The following is a 13,616-nucleotide window of genomic DNA, read 5'->3' as shown; positions in this document are numbered from 1 at the left end:
AAAATAGCCTTAAAAAAAGGGCCTCTCATCGAGAGGCCCTTTTTGGTCACTGTCTTTTAGCAGCTGTCATTCCGATATGAGCCGTTCGACTGCCGGCCGCACCTGCGCTCAGGGCGCGCGGCGGCGCTGATGCAGTTCACGGTTACGCTGGCGTGCCCGGTGAGTTTTTCTCAACATGACATAGGTGGCTCCGATGCCGCCGTGACGCGGTTGAGCCGTGACATAGGCCTGCACTTCATCAAACTGGCCCAGCCATTTACTCACATAGGAGCGCACCACGTTGGCATGGCTCTCGTCGCTTTTGCCACGGCCGTGGATGATCATCACACAGCGCAGTTCATGGTGATGCGCCTGACGGATGAAGTTGAAAAGTTCTCGACGGCACTCGGTGACCGGTCGCTTGATCAGGTTAAGTTGAGAGTCGACCTGATAGCCGCCATGACGCAATTTCTCGATGACGCCGGTCTGAATACCGTCGCGTCGAAATTCGATCGGATCGTTGGCCGGCAGCAGGTCGACAAACTCATCGGACAGGAAATTGCTCTCCTGCTCGCCATCCTGAGCGCTGGCCCGGCGCGCCAGCTGGGCATCGCTGGGCGTTCGCATGCCGGTGCTTCCAGCATCAGCGCGGTTGCGCCCCTTGTTGAGCGGAATGACATCGGCCATTTCGCTGAAAAAAAGCTGCTCATCGCGTTGATTGGCATTCATCGGGCTACTCCTCGCCTATTGGCAACGTCACCAATAGGCTTGTCGTTCGAACAGGGTTTGCTGTGGTTTACGCAGCATCAATGTCAGAGCGTCGCATGGGGAATAAGATATGAAGTGCCGAGCCTCCCGGCAAATGCCGTCATGGGGTGGTAGGCGTTTTATCGCTGGCCTGGTTGGTCAGGGCTGATGCCATCGAAACATCCAGCGCATCATGATAGCGCTCGTGCGCTGCATGCATTATTTCAGCCACCTTACTATAGCCTTCCGGCGGCCGATATTGCGCCGGCATGGTCCAGGGCAGACCGGCCACGACCTCGCTGAGGGTAAGGGTATCGAGCGACCTGGCCAGTACCCATTCATCTTCATCACTGACCACGATCCAGCCCTGCTCGGACAGCACGTTCAAAAGCTTGTGGTAGCTCCCGCCCAGCCGTTTGCGCACATTGGCGGCGCTCAATGCGCCCTCGCCGCGGATCTGTCTCTCGTGCAGCAGCGTCAGCATGCCCACTGCCTGCCAGAACAGCGGCCAGCGACGCCAGTCGGCGTGCTGGGTTTCGCCCAGCCAGGCAGCCAGCTCTGCGCCCATTAAAATGATAAACCAGCTCAAGAATATCCAGAGCAGAAAAAGTGGCACGGCAGCGAAGGCGCCATACAGAATCTGATAGGAAGGGAAGTTGGTGACATAAATGGAAAAGCCCCACTTGGCCAGCTCCAGCGAGACCGATACCAGTAGCGCCCCGGCAGCAGCATGCTTGAAACGCACGCGCGCGTTGGGCACGGTGATATAAATAAACCAGAACGCCAGAAAGCTCAGAATCGGCGGTAGAAAGTGCAGGATAAAATCGCCGGCGCCCAGCCAGGACGCTGCTGAATTCAATATGCTGATGGAGGCCAGATAGGAAGACAGCAAAAAGCCACTGCCGATTAAAATGGGTCCCAGAGTCAAAACGGCCCAGTAGACCAGAAACCCCATCAGCCCGCGCCGGTTGTGACGCACCCCCCAGATTCGATTGAGCGCGCTTTCCACCGTCATCATCATCAAGATTGAGGTGATCAGCAAAAAGACGCCGCCGACCATGGTCAGCCCTCGGGCCTGCTGGGTAAAGCCACGCAGTGTATCCAGAATGGTCTGCCCGGTCTCGGGCACGAACTGCTGAAACACGAACTGCTGCATGCGATCTCCGGCATCCTGAAACTCGGGAATGGCGGCAAACAGGGCATACACCACGGTGGTCAGCGGGACCACGGCAAACAGCGTGGTGTAGGTCAGCGAGGCTGCCGTCTGCAGGCCATCATGAGCATTAAACCGCTTGACCAGCTTGATGAGCGCCCTGAACGGCATCAGCAACAGCCACAGGGGCTGGGGTATGGAAAAACGTCTCACCTTGTCCTGCTCCCGACGATAACTGTTTGATGACTCTCTGAAACATAGCGACCGCCCGGGGCTCTGACCAATCGAATCTGAAGACGGTGTGGCCTGACAACTTCGGCCTCAATGGGCACAATGGTGGCATTCCTGCCAGAATTGGTCTCTATCGTTCCCACAAGGATATGTCATGACCCGACCCTACGTACTGGTGCTTTATTATTCCCGACAGGGCGCGACACGTGATATTGCCCGCCATATTGCCGCGGGGATTGAATCGGTAGGCGGTATTGAAGCGCGCCTACGTACGGTGCCCGCGGTCTCCAGCGAATGTGAAGCGGTGGCCAGCGATATCCCCGATGAAGGTCCTGTCTATGCCAGTCATGATGATCTTCGTGACTGTGCAGGGCTTGCCATGGGGAGCCCTACGCGCTTTGGTAACATGGCGGCGGCGCTCAAGCACTTTCTGGATGGTACCAGTACGCTCTGGCTCAATGGGGCGCTGGTCGACAAGCCAGCCACGGTCTTTACCTCGACCTCCAGTATTCATGGCGGTCAGGAGAGCACCCTGCTGACAATGATGAATCCCCTTTTGCACCATGGCATGGTCATCGCAGGCATTCCCTATAGCGTGGATGAAATGTTTACCACGCGTACCGGCGGGACACCCTACGGAGCCAGTCACTTTGCCGGGCCGGACAATGATCGCAGCATCGATGAGCATGAGCGCGCGCTGGCGATGGCGCAGGGCAAGCGTCTGGCACGGCTGGCACTGGCACTTGAAACGACGCGAGGACAGTAACCGTGCTGTTTCGCACCTTTGAGCAGCGCTATGGCGCCACCGGCGCCCGGCAACGGGCGCGTCGGGTCGTGGTCATCAGCTGGATCACCCTCATGGCGGTGACACTGATTACGGGGCTGATACTGGCACAGCGAGGCGGCACCGAGACCCTGCTGCCCGTGCTGGTGCGTATCATACCGCTGGCGCTTCTGGGCATTGTGCTGCGCACCGAGCGCCGCCGTGGCTATGGTTGGCTGGCGTTTGTCAGCGTGCTTTATATTATTCAGGGAGCCGTCATGCTGCAATTGCCGGGATTATGGTGGCTGGGTCTGGTCGAGGCACTTTCTGCCCTGACCCTGCTGCTCAGCGCCGGCAGCTATGCGTTGTACATTCATCGCTGGCAGCGCAACGATAATACCCCGGGCACAGGGTGACCCCCTGCCAGGGTCTTGAATCATGCCCGGAACAATATTGTGAGGCAGGCTGAATGATGCCTCCCGAAGCTTCAAGGAAACCGCTCATGAGCACCATTTCTGATCTGCGTCGTGACTATTCCGGAGACGCGCTCGATTGCGACAACACGCCCGAAACCCCCTGGCCCCTTTTTTCCGAGTGGCTCAACGCGGCGGTGACAAGCGAGCACGATGACGCCAACGTGATGACACTGGCCACGGCGGACAATGAAGGTACGCCTCACGCGCGCATCGTTTTGCTCAAGGATTTCGATGAAAACGGCATGGTGTTCTACACCAGCTATCAAAGCCACAAGGGAAGCGAGCTGGGCACCTGCCCTCACGCAGCGCTGGTGTTCTGGTGGCCGACCCTGCAGCGTCAAGTGCGCGTTGAAGGTCACGTCGAGCAGGTGTCAGAAGAGACTTCGGATGCCTATTTCCACTCTCGGCCAAGAGCCAGTCAACTGGGGGCCTGGATCTCCCAGCAGAGCGTGGAAATCCCGAATCGACAATGGCTTGATGAGCGCACCCATCGCTTTGAGCGTGCCTATCAGGATCATGAAATCGAGCGCCCGCCGCACTGGGGCGGCTATCGGGTCGTGCCGATCATGGTCGAGTTCTGGCAGGGGCAGCCCAGCCGTCTTCATGATCGGATTCGCTATCGCTGGCGAACCTCTGATGGTCATTGGCTGAAAAGCCGGCTGGCGCCCTGACATTACAAGCGGTCGGCGCCGACAAGGATATCCGTGCAAGATGACAGATCGTGACGCAAAAGCAGAGGCCGGCATGACGGTTGCCCGCAAGCAAAAACCTTTTGTCGAGCCCCTGCGGCTGGGTGAGCGTTTGCGTGAAATTCGCCGTGCCCAGCAGTTGACACTCGAAGAGGTCAGTCGTCGCACCGGGGTGGCGCGCTCAACGCTTTCCAAGATTGAAAACGATCTGGTATCCCCCAGTTTTGTGGTCGTACAAAAGCTGATGATTGGACTCGAGCTGGATATGCCCCAGCTTTTGAAAAGTCCTCGCAGCGCGCCCTGCAATGCCGGGCGGCGTGATCTGACGCGCAGTGGTCAGGGAGAACAGCACCCAACGCCCACCTATGAGCATGAGCTCTTATCCGCGCAGCTGGCACAAAAACTCATGACGCCTTTCAAGACGATCGTTCGCGCCCGTAGCATCGAGGCATTTCCGGATTGGGTCCGTCATGGCGGTGAAGAGTTCTTATTGGTACTGGAAGGCTCGATCCTGTTGTATAGCGAATTCTATGAACCTCTTCAACTCGAGGCTGGCGACAGCCTCTATTTCGATAGCGACATGGGCCACGCCAAGGTCTCCATCAGTGAAGAGGATGCCCTGGTACTGTCGGTATGCGCCCCGGGTGATCGCGCCTGACACGCGCGTATCGTGGTAACTACTCCGAGCTTTGGTGAGGGCCTACAATATCCCTGCCCTTGCTTTATCATTCTCTTTTTTCGGCATTCAGGACGCTTACAGGAGCTGAACATGGAACAGCTGGACAAGCAGACCCAAACCGAGCTTGAGGCTGCTGCCTTTCGTCGTCTGCTCAAGCATCTCGATAACAATCGTGACGTACAAAACATTGACCTGATGATTCTGGCCGATTTCTGTCGCAACTGCCTTTCCAAGTGGCTGGTGACGGCGGCCGAAGAGCGTCATGTCGAACTGGATCTGGAAAGCGCTCGCGAGCATGTGTATGGCATGCCCTACAGCGAATGGAAGGCGCATCACCAGCCGCCGGCCACCGAGGAGCAGCTCAAGGCGCTTGAGGCACGTCAAAAAGCAAAGGAGAAAACCTCCTCGTGAATGATGATTTCGTGCCGCTTGATGTTGCCGTGTTGACCATCTCTGACACTCGCGATGAAAGCAGTGACCGCTCTGGTGCCTTGCTGATCGAGTCACTTGAGCGCGCCGGGCACCGCTGCGTTTTCCGACAGATCATCCGCGATGAGCTCTATCAGATCCGCGCAGAAGTGGCGCGACTGATTGCCGACCCGCAGGTACAGATTGTGATCACCACCGGTGGCACCGGCTTCACCGGGCGCGACTCCACGCCCGAAGCCGTTGGCGTTTTGTTCGACAGTCATATCGAAGGATTTGGCGAGATGTTTCGTCGGCTCTCGCAGGATGATGTCGGCAGTTCGACCATACAAAGCCGTGCGCTGGCAGGTTTCGCCAACCATACAGCCGTATTCTGCCTGCCCGGCTCGACCGGGGCCTGTCGTACCGGCTGGGACGGCATTCTTGCTGAACAGCTCGATAGCCGACACAAGCCCTGCAATTTTGCCAATCTGGTGATTCCTGGACGGAGGCAGCATGGCTGAAAGCGGTCGGCTGCATACCCCGCAGGAAGCACTCGACTCGCTCTCGAAGGGGCTCGCACCTCTGGCGTGCGAATGGGTAGCGCTCGAATTGGCTGGTAATCGCGTACTGGCACAGACGCTTCATGCTCGACACGATACGCCGCCCTTTGATAACAGCGCGATGGATGGCTATGCCCTGCGTGCCGCGGATAGTGGCAGGGTGCTGCCCGTTAGTCAGCGGATCATGGCCGGCCAGCAGGCCGAGCCACTGGCAGAAGGCTCTTGTGCTCGCATCTTCACCGGTGCGCCCCTGCCCGAAGGCGCCGACAGCGTCATCATGCAGGAGGAGGTGGACGTTCGTGATGACGGCGTTTTTATTCCTGCCGGCCTTGAAGCGGGCAACAGCGTCCGCCTCAAGGGGCGAGAAATCAATAGCGGTATAGAGCTGGTATCTCAGGGCACGCGGCTTAATAGTGCCGCGCTGGGATTTCTGGCAGGCCAGGGGTTTGACCGGGTGCCGGTATATCAAAAACCCAGAGTGGCCCTGCTGTTTACCGGCGATGAGTTGAAGCTGCCGGGGGAGTCGCTGGCACCCGGGCAGATCTATAACGGCAACCGGTTCATGCTGATGGATCTCCTGCCGCGCTTTGGCGCCGAGCTGGCGCTGGTCGAACAGGTGCCGGATACGCTGGAAGCCATGACGCAGGCACTTGAGCGCGCCGCACGTCAGGTGGATGTCATCGTGACAACCGGTGGCGTCTCGGTCGGGGATGCCGACCATGTCCGTTGCGCACTGGAATTGCTGGGCGAGCTGGATCTCTGGCGTCTGTCGATTCGCCCTGGCAAGCCGCTGGCGCTGGGGCACATTGATCAGTGTCGCTTTGTGGGTCTGGCGGGCAATCCGGTATCGAGCTTTGTCGGCGCGTGGCTTTTTTTGCGCCCGCTTCTGGGCGGCCTGCAGGGCTGTAAAGAGATGCACGCCCTGCCGGAGGTCACCGCTCAAGCGGATTTCGAGACCGAAACTGCCGGGCGTGATCACTACATGCGCGTCACCCTCCAGTGGGACGGCGATGGCTACCGCGCGCACGCGTTTGAAGACCAGGATTCCTCTATCCTGCGCTCCTGCGTCACCGCCAATGCACTGGCCGTGATCAAGGCCCACTCGAAAATCACGCTGGGTGAGCGCGTCAGGTGTCTTTTACTGGTCAGCTAATTTTGCGGCATGTTCGCATGCCGCACGCTGCATCCATGGCCAGATCTCGTGAAAACTGTCTTCCAGCAGCGAATATTCCCTTTCCAGCCAGGGCGTCAATTCGGCAAGCCGATTGGGGCCCGAGAGACGCGTCCCTACTCCGGCGATGGCGCGACAGGTGAAACCAAAATCCTCATAGCCCTTTAACCAGTTTTCACGGCAAAGATGCTCAAAAAGCCGCGTCTGTCGCTCGGGAATCATGGAGGCATGTCGGGTCAGGACGCCATAAACGCGCTGGTTCAAATGCTCATCGTGATACAGCCTGGCCAGAAAGTGATCCCAGACGATATCAAGCGCAATGCCGCAGACACGTCGCTGCGCGCTGGGTGATTGCTGTTTGAGCGCCAGGGTCGTTTCGTGCTGGTCGATCAGGGCATCCATTTTACGGTGAAACCGTACGCCCCTGGCCAGTTCGGTATCTGCTCTCGCCGGTCCCTTGATGCCATCGGCCACCAGATTACCCAGCATGAAAACGTCGCTGCCGTGTCGCGCCAGTTCGGCGTGGGCAAGAAAATTCAATCGATCGACCTAAAGGCAGTTGGTAGGACGTGGCAGACCGGCCAGGCGTGCTGCCACGCGTGCCGGGCTTTCGGGGAAAAGCGACATCAGATAAATCGAACTGCCCTTCTGCTCACCCAGCCGCTGGCGAGTGGCCTTGACCAGTGCTCGCATGGCCGGGGCCATCTCGAAGCGTGCGTAAAAGTCACGCAGCAGCTCGATAACTTCCCAGTGTTCGGGCGTTAGTATGCGCCCCTCGTGTTCGGCCATTTTCTCGGCCACCTCAAAAGACCAGCATTCAAGATTTTGCAGGTGGCCGTCGCTATCAAGCGCGATGATCGTGCCATCAACAAGTGTCAGGGTGTCCGTGTCCGGAGTCATGAGTTCTGGCGCTTTGAAAAATGAAAAAGATTATGGCGATAAAAAAGCGAAGCTGACCCGAGGGTCAAAACCAGCTGACGGTTCGATGCGTTGTGGCGGTCAAGGCGACAAAGCCTGCCATGTCGACCATTTTTGAGGTGTCGGAGGATGTAACCCCGCGCGACATACAGTCTTCCTCTAGTGCCCATAGCTCAATGCCTTTGGGCAGGGCGTGCAGTAGCGTACCTGATGCTGCGTAGACGCCATCCTCGACCAGAAGCACATGATCGCCCTGCGATACGGCATCAGCAAGCTCCTGCAAAATATTGGTGCTAAAGGGAGAGCGATTGATCAGATGAAGCGTGCTCATGGTGATACCCGTCAATAAAGGAAATGGCGTATTAAAAACTCATGACCACGTCGTGCCGGGCAATCATGTCAGCAATACAGGCCTGCTGACACCCTGACATCAGCTGATCGACGTCCAGGCCGCGGTCTTCAAGCGAACGCTGGTCATACCAGAGCGGTTCGATGTCATAGAATGACAGCCCTTCAAGCATGGCAGCACTGCCCTTCTGACCCAGTGCGCCTCGCTGCTGATGTGAAAGCAGCGCCAGAACACCATCTCCGCTGAAAAGAATGGTTGGCGGGTGGCTCAATGCAGCCCCGACCAGTGCTGTTTCAAGCCCTTCGCGTACCCAGCTTGAGCCATGCGGCGGGTGGCGCACGATCACCAGTATGCTTTTTGAATCCATGATGTTACTGCCCTGTCCGTAATGCCTGCTTCAAGGAGCAAAGGTAATCAAACGGTCGTGATGAAGTGCTGCCTGCATGAGCTGCCCCAGCCCCGTCAGTTCAAAGGGCGCCTCAAGGGTCGAATGTGAATGCCCATGACGGCGCGCTTCGCCTTCGTCAAGCAGGCCGCGGCGCACGGCCGAGGCCACACAGACCAGAAGCTCGCATTGCTGCGTCTGATGAAGCGCTCGCCAGCGCTCGAGAAGATGAGGTTCATCCCGCGGTGGTGTCATCATGCTGGCGGCATTATAAACACCATCGTGATAGAAAAAGACCGTTGCCACACGATGCCCCTGCGCTGGTAGCGCCTCGGCAAACCGTAGGGCGCTATGAGACGCCTGCTGGCTGTAGGGCGTCCCCTGCACCATCAGGGCATAGGTCAATCCTTGAGAGACCAAGATATATCTCCTGAAACAAGCCTCGTGGAACCAAAAAACCCTGCCCGAAGGCAGGGTTCCATGTTAACAGACCATGATGTCGCACTGGTTCAGTCGCTGGAAGTCAGACCCAGAATCGACAGCAGGCTGATAAACAGATTGTAGATGGCGACATAGAGGCTGATGGTGGCCAGTATGTAGTTGTCCTGACCGCCATGGATCACCTGACTGGTTTCAAACAGGATTACGGCCGAGGCAAAAAGGACAAAGCCTGCCGAAACCGCCAGTGCCAGACCGGAGATATTGAAGATCATCGCTACTACCATGGCCAGAATCAGCACGATAGCGCCGGCCATGATGAAATTGCTTAAAAAGCTGAAGTCCTTGCGGGTAATCAGCGCCACTGCCGACAGCCCTGCAAAGGTCACTGCGGTCATGCCCAGCGCAGTCATGATCAGCTGCGGACCGTTGGAAAGTGTCAGGTAGGCGCTAAGTATCGGCCCAAGGGTGAATCCCATAAAGCCTGTAAACGCGAAGGTCGCCAGCAGCCCGGCTGCCGAATTGGCGGTCTTGTGGACCAGAAACATCAGCCCATAGGCGCCAATGAAAAAGACAAAAATGTTCATGCGCTGGATGCCCATCGACATTGCGATCCCGGCGGTGACGGCCGAAAACAGCAGTGTCATGGCAAGCAGCATGTAGGTATTGCGCAATACCTTGTGTGACTCAACGCTTCTGGTCCCGATCTGCGAGACCCCATAGGTTCTATCGACCATGGATCACTCCCTGCCTTGTGTCTGATTATGGTGGAATTTTAACCAAGAATGAGCTTCAAACGCCGTCTCTGCAAGTCATGACCCTTTTGATTGAATTAAGCTCCTTGACCTTTGCTGACAGGCTGTTAAGATGCATCGCCGTAAGCCGGAGGGATGGCAGAGCGGTTGAATGCACCGGTCTTGAAAACCGGCAAGGGTTAACGCCCTTCCAGGGTTCGAATCCCTGTCCCTCCGCCACTATTTCAAAACCCTGTCGATCAATGATCGGCAGGGTTTTTTCGTTTTCGGCATGTTTTCTGGCAGACGGACCCCCAAGTGTCGAAATCTGATCACACGTCAGGCTCTGCGTCGCGGTAAACTTTTATCCCTCAAAAATTTACAATCAAAACACCTGCACTTACTGTTGAGCCATCAACATCCATACCGAGGCAATGGTTTTGACATTTGTGCGTTTACAACAAGCTTGTAATGCTGCCCGTGAACATTTTCCGATCAAGGTCATTCAGCAGCCCTGTGACTCGGGCGCGGCCTGTCTGGAGCTCTGGCAGAAAAATGACAAGGTAGATGAGCTTTACCTTGATCAGGACATGCTGGAAGTCTTTATCAATCTTGAAGCCTGTTATCGCCAGCAGGGAATGAAGGACAGTGCCGTGCATGCGTTTCGTCAGCTGAGCGAATCTGGAAGCACGGTCCGCTAACAAGATAGCTCTGTGCCCTTCTGCTTTCGCGATATGGCATCGGGGAACTGGTTGCAGAGTGATGCAGCCTTGCCTAGGCTCATTTCAGGTTATTGGGTGATAGGGAGGTTTCAAATGGCCGACAGTGGACGTGGTTTTACCAAGGGCAACATGGACCGGGAAGGCGAGCATCAGGGTGATAATCCTACAGGGGTTTACGATGTAGGTGATCGTCCAGGTTACGCCGGTGAATTTCAGGAGTGTACGCCGCAGGGGGATCTGCTGAGCGAGTCCACGCGAATCCAGCTTGATCATGATGATGAGCCTCTGCCGCCGACCTCGCAGAAAAACAACAAATGGCGCGTCATGAACTGAGGCGTGCTCTGAAAAGCAGGGCGCCCGCTGATCAGCGGGCGCTTTTTTGTTTCTCGTATCTAACCGTGTAGCCTCAGGCCCACACGCGTCACATTGTTACCCTCTACATCCTGCACGACCCAGTGAATGCCGTGCCAGTCGATATCATCGCCTACTACCGGGTAGCCCCCAACGCGACGCGCAATAAAGGCGCCAAGCGTTTCTTCGCGCTCCCAGCGTGACAGGGTCAGACCATAGGCATCGGCCACATCGCCCATCGAAGCTTCGCCTGACAGGGCAAAAGCACCGAAGAAGTCTCGCTCGCGCTTGAGTTCAGCATCGCCATTGAAAAGGTGGTTGATGGCGTTGAGATCATGAGTTCGGGCGATAACGCAGGCCACATCTCCTGCCTGTAGGCGCGTGCTGCCGGTCGGATGAATCATGACGTGTTCGCGGAAAACGGCGGCCACTACCGCACCGGAAGGAAAGCGCAGCATCCTCAACGGGGTATTTTCAACGCGCTTGCTGTCGACCTTGTAGACAAACATTTCGTAATCATCTTCAGGCAATACGCCCAGTAATCGACGACGAGCCGGCGCGGTTTCTGCTGGTATTTCGACCCTGAGCCAGCGGGCCATATGGCCGATCGTGGTGCCCTGCAGTATCAGAGAGATCAGCACCACGAAGAAGGCAACGTTGAAATAGAGCGAGGCGTTTTCGACCCCGGCGATGACCGGGAAAATGGCCAGAACAATCGGCACCCCTCCCCGCAGCCCTACCCATGAAATGAAGGTCAGCTCTCGCCAGCGAAAGCCGAAAAAGGGCTTGAGGCTCAGCAGTACCGACAGTGGGCGCGCTACAAAGATCAGGACTACGGCGACCATGACGCTGGACCAGGCGTAATCGACCATTTCGCTGGGGGTCACCAGCAGGCCCAGCGTCAGGAAAAGCCCGATCTGGCTCAGCCAGGCGAGGCCATCATGGACGGGCAGAATGAATTCGAGATGCTTGCCACGAATGTTGCCGATCAGGACACCGGCCAGATAAATGGCCAGAAAACCGCTGCCGCCCAGCATGTTGGTCAGGGCAAAAACGCTAAAGCCCATGGCGGCAGCCAGCAGTGAATAAAGCCCTGGCGCCAGATCCAGCCAGCGTAACAGGCGTCCCAGCAGCCAGCCGCTGACAATGCCTGCCACCGCACCAATGCCGAACTGTTCGACAAACATCAGCAATGTACCGCTGACACTGTCGATGGACCCGGCCAGGGTCTGCGACAGGATCAGGGTCAGAAAGATCGCCATCGGATCGTTGGTACCCGACTCGATCTCAAGCGTGGCACCGACACGCTCGTTGAGGCGAATGCCCTGCCCGCTGAGCATCGAAAATACGGCCGCGGCATCGGTTGATCCGACGATGGCCCCGACCAGCAGTCCTTGAAACAGATTGAGATCAAAGACCCACATCGCAAACAGCCCGGTCAGGCCGCTGGTTAAAAACACGCCCAGTGTGGCCAGCGACAGGGCCGGTCGCAGACCGACCCTGAAGGTCTTCATGCGTGTGCGAAGACCGCCGTCCAGCAGGATCATGGCCAGCGCCAGCTGTCCGATCAGATAGGCCAGGTTGTAGTCGCTGAAATTGATCAGCCCCAGGCCGTCAACGCCTGCCAGCATGCCGATGCCAAGGAACAGGGGAAGCAGCGGCAGGCCAATACGTGCGGATACCCGGCTGGCCAGAATGCTCATGGCCACCAGTAACCCGCCAATAAGGAATATGCTGTTAAAGTCTGTCACGGCGTTCCTTTAAGAACCTCATGTAATAAGCAATAGTGTGCCATGATCGCTGCTCTTTATCATCCATGCCTCTGAATGACCATGACCAAAAACGTCCTGTCCAGGGATATCCTTACAGATAATCGAGCCAGCAATAAGCGTCACGCACCTGTGGCCATGGACAGGAGCCAAAGCAGTTGAATCGCCATAAAATGGCCCGGCAGATCATTCGATGCGCCCTGATATCGATAACATCACAGAACTGCCAGTAGCGATTCAGGAAATGGCGTTGCTGCTCGGGGTCGCTGATCAAAAGCTCGATCAGCGCCCAGTCAAACTCTCGGGGCGCCCATACCAGCGCTTCCCAATCGCTCCAGCACCAGTCCGTGGCCCCCTGTATAAACTGATCGTCGCGCAGATCCGGCAGACACCAGACGGCGCTCTCCGGCACGGGTACCCGGGTCGGGAGATCCCGGCGCACCTCGGGAGGCAGATGCTGGTCCAGATAGCGCTTTACCCGCTGAGGCCAGGCAGACAGCGGCCATATTGTCGCCAGCGGGTGCCCCCAGCCCGACACCGGAACACCGTGAAGCCGGCCAATCTGCTCGCCCAGACGCGAGGTGAATGATAGGTCCATGGTGGCAGTACGCCCGGCGCGCCAGGGCAGACTCCAGATCGGGGCGCCCTGAAGCTCGCCCAGCCATGTCATGGGCAGTGGCAGCATGGGCAGATGTGCCGGCAGATTACCGGCCAGCCGTGTCAGATGCTCGCCATGTGTCCAGCGATCAAACCCGAAAAGTGCCCATAGCCCGTGCCAGAAGGGATCGTTGATACTGGTTCGCGCCATACGAATCATTTCCGGCGACAGCGCTTCGCTTTTCCAGCGCCAGTTGGAGGCATCTTCCCAGTCCAGTGGCTGGGCGATGAGCTGGCGCCCCAGAAAGAAGGAGAGCCGCTCGGTCAGTTCGCACGGTGGTGTCATGCAGAGGCAGTCCTTGTTGATGAAGTGCAGCAGAAATGATTGGCCTCCCTTTAGTATGCAAATAACGCTCTGATAAAAAAGCCCTTCATGCTGATGGCAGAAATAATGGGGCTGTCATTCATGAAACCATGGTGGGCGCTGGCGCAAGACG

The 13,616-nt window shown here is 57.3% G+C and carries 19 protein-coding genes and 1 tRNA gene; 10 read left to right on the top strand and 10 right to left on the bottom strand.

Annotated elements, in window-relative coordinates:
* Positions 1-108 precede the first annotated feature (108 nt).
* Both smrA and Q0931_RS08080 read right to left on the bottom strand, forming a co-directional pair.
* Entirely contained in the window at positions 109-708 is a 600-nt protein-coding gene (gene smrA, locus Q0931_RS08085; RefSeq protein WP_299259063.1) for a DNA endonuclease SmrA, read from the bottom strand.
* Between the two features lie 139 nt (positions 709-847).
* Positions 848-2,092, bottom strand: a complete 1,245-nt coding sequence (locus Q0931_RS08080) for a YihY family inner membrane protein (RefSeq protein ID WP_299259061.1) — start codon at positions 2,090-2,092, stop codon at positions 848-850.
* Between the two features lie 172 nt (positions 2,093-2,264).
* On the opposite strand from Q0931_RS08080, the gene wrbA reads away from it, so the two are divergent.
* From wrbA to glp, 7 genes are all read left to right on the top strand, one after another.
* Positions 2,265-2,876, top strand: a complete 612-nt coding sequence (gene wrbA / locus Q0931_RS08075) for an NAD(P)H:quinone oxidoreductase (protein WP_299259059.1) — start codon at positions 2,265-2,267, stop codon at positions 2,874-2,876.
* A gap of 2 nt (positions 2,877-2,878) precedes the next feature.
* Positions 2,879-3,289 (top strand): DUF2069 domain-containing protein, encoded by a 411-nt coding sequence (locus Q0931_RS08070; RefSeq protein WP_299259057.1) that lies wholly within the window; start codon positions 2,879-2,881, stop codon positions 3,287-3,289.
* A gap of 86 nt (positions 3,290-3,375) precedes the next feature.
* Positions 3,376-4,020, top strand: coding sequence for a pyridoxamine 5'-phosphate oxidase (gene pdxH, locus Q0931_RS08065; RefSeq protein ID WP_299259055.1), 645 nt, complete (start codon positions 3,376-3,378; stop codon positions 4,018-4,020).
* A gap of 40 nt (positions 4,021-4,060) precedes the next feature.
* Positions 4,061-4,696 carry an XRE family transcriptional regulator gene (locus Q0931_RS08060; protein ID WP_299259053.1) on the top strand — a complete coding sequence of 212 codons (636 nt, stop codon included), beginning with the start codon at positions 4,061-4,063 and terminating at the stop codon, positions 4,694-4,696.
* A 111-nt stretch (positions 4,697-4,807) separates the two neighbouring features.
* The gene (locus Q0931_RS08055; protein WP_299259051.1) at positions 4,808-5,128 is read left to right on the top strand and encodes a DUF1244 domain-containing protein; all 321 of its coding nucleotides are present in this window, start codon (positions 4,808-4,810) and stop codon (positions 5,126-5,128) included.
* Complete coding sequence (moaB, locus tag Q0931_RS08050) at positions 5,125-5,646, top strand: molybdenum cofactor biosynthesis protein B (RefSeq protein WP_299259049.1); 522 nt, start codon at positions 5,125-5,127, stop codon at positions 5,644-5,646. The genes Q0931_RS08055 and moaB overlap by 4 nt, the downstream gene beginning before the upstream one ends.
* Positions 5,639-6,838: a gephyrin-like molybdotransferase Glp gene (gene glp / locus Q0931_RS08045; protein ID WP_299259047.1), complete on the top strand. Its 1,200-nt coding sequence runs from the start codon at positions 5,639-5,641 to the stop codon at positions 6,836-6,838. Before moaB ends, glp begins: the two co-directional genes overlap by 8 nt.
* Here the strand turns inward: glp and Q0931_RS08040 are convergent.
* The 6 genes from Q0931_RS08040 to Q0931_RS08015 form a co-directional block, all read right to left on the bottom strand.
* Complete coding sequence (locus Q0931_RS08040) at positions 6,824-7,396, bottom strand: ACP phosphodiesterase (protein WP_299259045.1); 573 nt, start codon at positions 7,394-7,396, stop codon at positions 6,824-6,826. The genes glp and Q0931_RS08040 overlap by 15 nt on opposite strands.
* A 9-nt stretch (positions 7,397-7,405) precedes the next feature.
* Positions 7,406-7,756: a TusE/DsrC/DsvC family sulfur relay protein gene (locus tag Q0931_RS08035; RefSeq protein ID WP_299259043.1), complete on the bottom strand. Its 351-nt coding sequence runs from the start codon at positions 7,754-7,756 to the stop codon at positions 7,406-7,408.
* A 64-nt stretch (positions 7,757-7,820) separates the two neighbouring features.
* Positions 7,821-8,105: a sulfurtransferase complex subunit TusB gene (gene tusB, locus Q0931_RS08030; protein WP_299259041.1), complete on the bottom strand. Its 285-nt coding sequence runs from the start codon at positions 8,103-8,105 to the stop codon at positions 7,821-7,823.
* Positions 8,106-8,136: 31 nt separating this feature from the next.
* A complete protein-coding gene (tusC, locus tag Q0931_RS08025; RefSeq protein ID WP_299259039.1) occupies positions 8,137-8,490 on the bottom strand; it encodes a sulfurtransferase complex subunit TusC in 354 nt (117 codons plus the stop codon).
* 30 nt (positions 8,491-8,520) lie between these two features.
* Positions 8,521-8,913 (bottom strand): sulfurtransferase complex subunit TusD, encoded by a 393-nt coding sequence (gene tusD, locus Q0931_RS08020; protein WP_299259192.1) that lies wholly within the window; start codon positions 8,911-8,913, stop codon positions 8,521-8,523.
* A 104-nt stretch (positions 8,914-9,017) separates the two neighbouring features.
* Positions 9,018-9,683 carry a Bax inhibitor-1/YccA family protein gene (locus Q0931_RS08015; RefSeq protein ID WP_299259037.1) on the bottom strand — a complete coding sequence of 222 codons (666 nt, stop codon included), beginning with the start codon at positions 9,681-9,683 and terminating at the stop codon, positions 9,018-9,020.
* A gap of 147 nt (positions 9,684-9,830) precedes the next feature.
* Here Q0931_RS08015 and Q0931_RS08010 point away from each other — a divergent pair.
* From Q0931_RS08010 to Q0931_RS08000, 3 genes are all read left to right on the top strand, one after another.
* Positions 9,831-9,920 (top strand) — tRNA-Ser (locus Q0931_RS08010).
* Between the two features lie 209 nt (positions 9,921-10,129).
* A complete protein-coding gene (locus tag Q0931_RS08005) occupies positions 10,130-10,381 on the top strand; it encodes a hypothetical protein (protein ID WP_299259035.1) in 252 nt (83 codons plus the stop codon).
* A gap of 114 nt (positions 10,382-10,495) precedes the next feature.
* Positions 10,496-10,735: a hypothetical protein gene (locus Q0931_RS08000; protein WP_299259033.1), complete on the top strand. Its 240-nt coding sequence runs from the start codon at positions 10,496-10,498 to the stop codon at positions 10,733-10,735.
* 59 nt (positions 10,736-10,794) lie between these two features.
* On the opposite strand, the gene Q0931_RS07995 is transcribed toward Q0931_RS08000, so the two are convergent.
* Together Q0931_RS07995 and Q0931_RS07990 are read right to left on the bottom strand one after the other, a co-directional pair.
* Positions 10,795-12,504, bottom strand: coding sequence for a potassium/proton antiporter (locus Q0931_RS07995; protein ID WP_299259031.1), 1,710 nt, complete (start codon positions 12,502-12,504; stop codon positions 10,795-10,797).
* 112 nt (positions 12,505-12,616) lie between these two features.
* On the bottom strand, positions 12,617-13,465 hold the full coding sequence (locus Q0931_RS07990; RefSeq protein WP_299259029.1) for a hypothetical protein: 849 nt from the start codon (positions 13,463-13,465) through the stop codon (positions 12,617-12,619).
* Positions 13,466-13,616 lie beyond the last annotated feature (151 nt).

The organism is uncultured Kushneria sp., from assembly GCF_947497025.1.
In the GTDB taxonomy this organism is placed as follows: Bacteria; Pseudomonadota; Gammaproteobacteria; order Pseudomonadales; family Halomonadaceae; genus Kushneria.
Note: the sequence above shows the minus strand (reverse complement) of the source record. Positions and strands in the feature narration are given on the sequence as shown.